The 4045-nt window shown below is 57.7% G+C and carries 3 protein-coding genes and 2 pseudogenes; 2 read left to right on the top strand and 3 right to left on the bottom strand.

All coding sequences use genetic code 11. The annotated features are described in order from the left end of the window. Positions 1 to 1278 (top strand): ABC transporter ATP-binding protein (locus ACGYK7_RS18975; protein WP_394403935.1); only part of this gene is annotated, 1278 nt, incomplete at its 5' end. Positions 1279 to 1314: 36 nt separating this feature from the next. Then, entirely contained in the window at positions 1315 to 1728 is a 414-nt protein-coding gene (locus ACGYK7_RS18970) for a c-type cytochrome (protein WP_394403934.1), read from the top strand. 166 nt (positions 1729 to 1894) lie between these two features. Here ACGYK7_RS18970 and ACGYK7_RS18965 read toward each other — a convergent pair whose 3' ends face one another. From ACGYK7_RS18965 to ACGYK7_RS18955, 3 genes and pseudogenes are all read right to left on the bottom strand, one after another. Further along, complete coding sequence (locus tag ACGYK7_RS18965) at positions 1895 to 2140, bottom strand: M20/M25/M40 family metallo-hydrolase (protein ID WP_394403933.1); 246 nt, start codon at positions 2138 to 2140, stop codon at positions 1895 to 1897. Positions 2141 to 2245: 105 nt separating this feature from the next. Then, a pseudogene (locus ACGYK7_RS18960) lies at positions 2246 to 3358 on the bottom strand (IS256 family transposase). 133 nt (positions 3359 to 3491) lie between these two features. Next, a pseudogene (locus tag ACGYK7_RS18955) lies at positions 3492 to 3671 on the bottom strand (acetylornithine deacetylase); the annotation flags it as partial. Positions 3672 to 4045 lie beyond the last annotated feature (374 nt).

Raw genomic sequence — 4045 nt, 5'->3', positions numbered from 1 at the left:
TACCTGATCTGGAAGAACCCGGCTCTTTTTGCACTGGTCATCATTGTGATGCCCACCATCACAATTGTGGTTCGGCGCATTTCTCAGGGCATTAAAGGCACACAAGCCACCGCGGAAAATGCCATGGGCAACTACATGTCGGGCATCGAAGAGATGACCAATGGCATGCGCACGGTCAAAATATCGAACCAAGAACCGGTAGAGAAAGCACGGCTCAACAAAGCCACCGGTGAGATCAAAGATCTCACCATCCGCCTTCAGAAGCTACAGGCGATGATGAGCCCCACAGTCGATATTCTCGCGGCCATCATCTACGTCTTAATCATCGGCGTAGGCGGATACATGGCCTTGAGCCCCTCCTTTGAGATGGATGGCGCCGGCATCATTGGCTTTATGATCGGCATGGCGCTGATCTTTGATCCAGCGCGCCGCCTCACCGCGTTCTTCGTTAGCATGCAAGCCAGCTTGATTATTCTAGACAGCCTGCGCTCGCTCTACCGCGAGCTGCCGACAATCACCAATGCGCCCGAGGCCAAAGAGGTCTTTGATCCCACAGGAGACATCGTCCTTGACGATGTAACGTTCCAGTATTCCGAAAAACATCCGTTGTTCCGCAATGTGAACATGACGTTCGAAGGCGGGAAGGTGACAGCTATTGTCGGAGCGACAGGCTCAGGCAAAACATCGGTTCTAAGCCTGATTGCCCGCCTATACGATGTAAGTGACGGTGTGGTGACCATTGGCGGCACTGCGGTCAAAGATCTGCGCATCGACAAGCTGCGGCAGTCGTTTTCTGTCGTCGCCCAAGACATCGTTATCTTTAACAGTTCGATCTACGAAAACATTAAGTACGTGCGCCCCGACGCCCCGGAGGATGAGATCTGGCGCGCTGCGGAGCTTGTGGGCATCGATCAACTCATGCGCGACCGGGGTGATGCCCCCTTAGGGCCTAAGGGCTCTCAGCTTTCGGGTGGCCAGAAACAACGCATTGCCATTGCTCGCGCGTTTTTGCGCTCCGCACCTATCCTATTGCTTGATGAAGCCACCTCCGCGCTTGATCAGCGGACCGAGGAAAGGGTCCGCGGCGCGATCCAAGAGCTTTCAAAAGACAAAACCACGATCATGGTCGCTCACCGCCTTTCTACCGTAACCCATGCAGATCATATCTATGTGCTGGATGAAGGGACTGTGGTCGAAGAAGGCACGCATGCACAACTCATGGAGCAAGAAGGTCTTTATGCCGCTATGTTCAACGCGCAGCGTAGCAGTTACGGTTGAAGCGCTTGACTTGCATCGACACCAAGAGGAACCGATATGCCACCCCTTAAACTTCCCCTATTCTCAGTGGCAGCACTTGGCATTGTGGTGGCGGCCTGCACAGCGCCTTCAATGCCCGAAGCGCCAGATGGGGCCAAATTCTATGTGGAAAACTGCGTTGCGTGTCATGGCATGTCCGCAAAAGGCGATGGTCCCCTGGCATCAACGCTCGATACCGTGCCAACGGATTTGACACTTCTTGCCCGCAAGAATGGGGGCAGCTTCCCGCGCGCGCGGGCTCTGAGCTATGTCTATGGCCACCCCGAGCAACGCGAATTGGCGCGCGATATGCCGCAATTCGGCGGGGCTATGGCACATGATACGGTACCGGTTGAGATCAATGGTGTTCTTACACCCACTCCACGTGAACTCGCGGGGTTACTGGTCTATTTGGAAAGCATCCAGCGATAGGGGTCTTGGGCTGGAACAAGCAGCGTAAGCCTTAAGCGCTCGGCCAAGGCACGAGGTACAAAACCCTTTGGCATAATCTCCAAGGGATGAATTTCGCGCTTTAGGGGCCAAGATCCGATCCTGCCCGCCAAAGGTGAGCAAGACGGATAAAGAAGCAGCCGCCGTCCTATTCTCCGGAAAGGAATGCGACGATATTGGTCAGAAACTGTACGCAGCTTGCGAATTGCTCGATTTCAACAAACTCATTGGTCTTATGCGCTTGGTCGATAGAACCCGGCCCAACAATCACCGCAGGGATCCCACCAAGTTTCTCAAAGACACCCCCTTCAGACCCATATGAGACCTTACCGCCCCATGCGGGCAGAAGGGCGGCATAGCGTTGGAACCCTTTGGTACCGCGCGCATCCCCCATGGCAGGATAAGAAAATACCTTCTCAAAACGAACGCCAGGGTAGTGTCCCGGGATGTCGTGTAGGAACTGGCATCCACCTGCTTCTTCATAGCTGGTGTCCCTCGTTCACTGAGCGGCGATCATTGGCATCTCCTCATCATGGTTGCACACGGCGGTTGGCTTTTCTACCGGCATGTAGCGGCGAGAGACGGCCCACTCATCATTTTGCTCCAGCATGAGCGCCCCGACGAGGCGAATGACGGCCTCTCGATTGGGGAAGATGCCGACGACGTTGGTGCGCCGCTTGATCTCCTTGTTAACGCGCTCCAAGGGGTTGGTGCTGTGCAACTTCGAGCGCAGGTTGTCGGCGACCTCGCGCCAGCGCAGATGAGCCTGATTGCGGTCCTTTTCGGCGAAGACGGTCTTCACCACGGCGCTGACCACCGGTTTGTTGGTCTTGCTCACCCGGGCCAGCAGGTTGCGCTGGAAATGCACTCGGCAGCGCTGCCATCCAGCACCCAGGACCTTGCGCGCCGCGGCCTTGAGGCCTTCATGTGCATCGCTGATGACCATCCGGATGCCGCGCAGTCCGCGCCGGGTCAGCGAGCGCAGGAAATCGGCCCAGAAGGTCTCGGCCTCGGATGGCAGGACGGTGATTCCCAAGATCTCGCGCCGCCCGTCAGTGGTGACCGCCACCGCCACTATCACCGCCATGGATACGATCCGCCCGCCCTCGCGCAGCTTTACGTAGGTAGCGTCCAGCCAGAGGAAGGGCCAATCGCCCTCGAGGGGGCGGTTCAGGAACGCCTGCACCCGCTCGTCGATCTCCTCGCATAGCCGTGACACCTGGCTCTTCGAAGTGCCGGACAGCCCCATGGCGCGCACCAAGTCATCCACCGCGCGGGTGGAGACGCCTTGGATATAGGCCTCCTGGAACACCGCCATCAGCGCCTTCTCGGCGGTCCTACGCGGCTCGAGGAAGGTTGGGAAGTAACTGCCTTTACGTAGCTTCGGGATGTTCAGGCCAATGGTCCCCGCCCGGGTATCCCACTATCGCGGCCGATAGCCGTTACGCTGGTTCTCGCGGTCCGGGCTGCACTCGCCATGCGCGGCGCCGCAGACAGCGGCCACTTCGATGTCCATAAGCCGCTGCACGGCGTCCTGCATCAACTCGCGCAGAAAATCTGCGTCATCACTCTTGGCGATCACCCCCGGAAGGTCGATTATGGGGTTGGTCATCGTGTTCTCCTTCGTTGTCGTCGGTCTTTGAGCAACCTCAGACTACGAAGAAACGCGGTGTCCGCCAGTCCGGCCGCGCGCTGCGCTAAGCCAATAGCTTCGCGCGCGGCCTCCTACACCACGGAGTGGGACACTACCTCGACGGCTCGCTAATGATCGCAAACTCAGGCGGCACAGTCAGCTGCGCGAGATACTTCGCGATCGCGGGGGCACCCAAACATCCCACTTCCTCGTCATAGGAAAAGCAAAGGTAAACCGGGCGTGTCAGTGCCGCCCGAGCCAGTTGCGGCGCCACTGCCATGACACAGGCCGCAAAGCCTTTCCCGACAAAAGACTTGTCCGGTACTTCTCACCCAACCATCGATCAAACCACTTGGCGTACCGTTGCCGCGCCTCGATCTCAGGGGTTTCAATCGCGCTGGCCATTTCGGGGAGAGTAAGGGCAAGGCACAGAGCAGCAGGCCAGTTTGCGGCACCTATACACTGCTGAAGAGAGGCGAGGTATACTCGCACAGGGGCCTCCTTACCGAGAATGCTTCTGCCCACATCTGGGACAGACCAAAGTGGCATCCACCCAGCTTTCACCATCCGCTTGGTAAAAACCATGGCCTAGAGCATTTCTACTTTAACCTGAGGCATAGCCGGCAGCCTGAAAGTAGTTTGAACACTCCTGCGGGGAGTACATCG

The sequence above is a fragment of the Sulfitobacter sp. 1A15299 genome (genome assembly GCF_043556915.1).
Lineage (GTDB): Bacteria > Pseudomonadota > Alphaproteobacteria > Rhodobacterales > Rhodobacteraceae > Sulfitobacter.
This window is presented reverse-complemented; position numbering and strand designations above follow the sequence as displayed.

Bases quoted from the DNA above. Each gene is read 5' to 3' on its own strand.
- ACGYK7_RS18970 (WP_394403934.1), top strand. From the start codon at position 1,315: ATGCCACCCCTTAAACTTCCCCTATTCTCAGTGGCAGCACTTGGCATT.
- ACGYK7_RS18965 (WP_394403933.1), bottom strand. From the start codon at position 2,140: ATGGGGGATGCGCGCGGTACCAAAGGGTTCCAACGCTATGCCGCCCTT.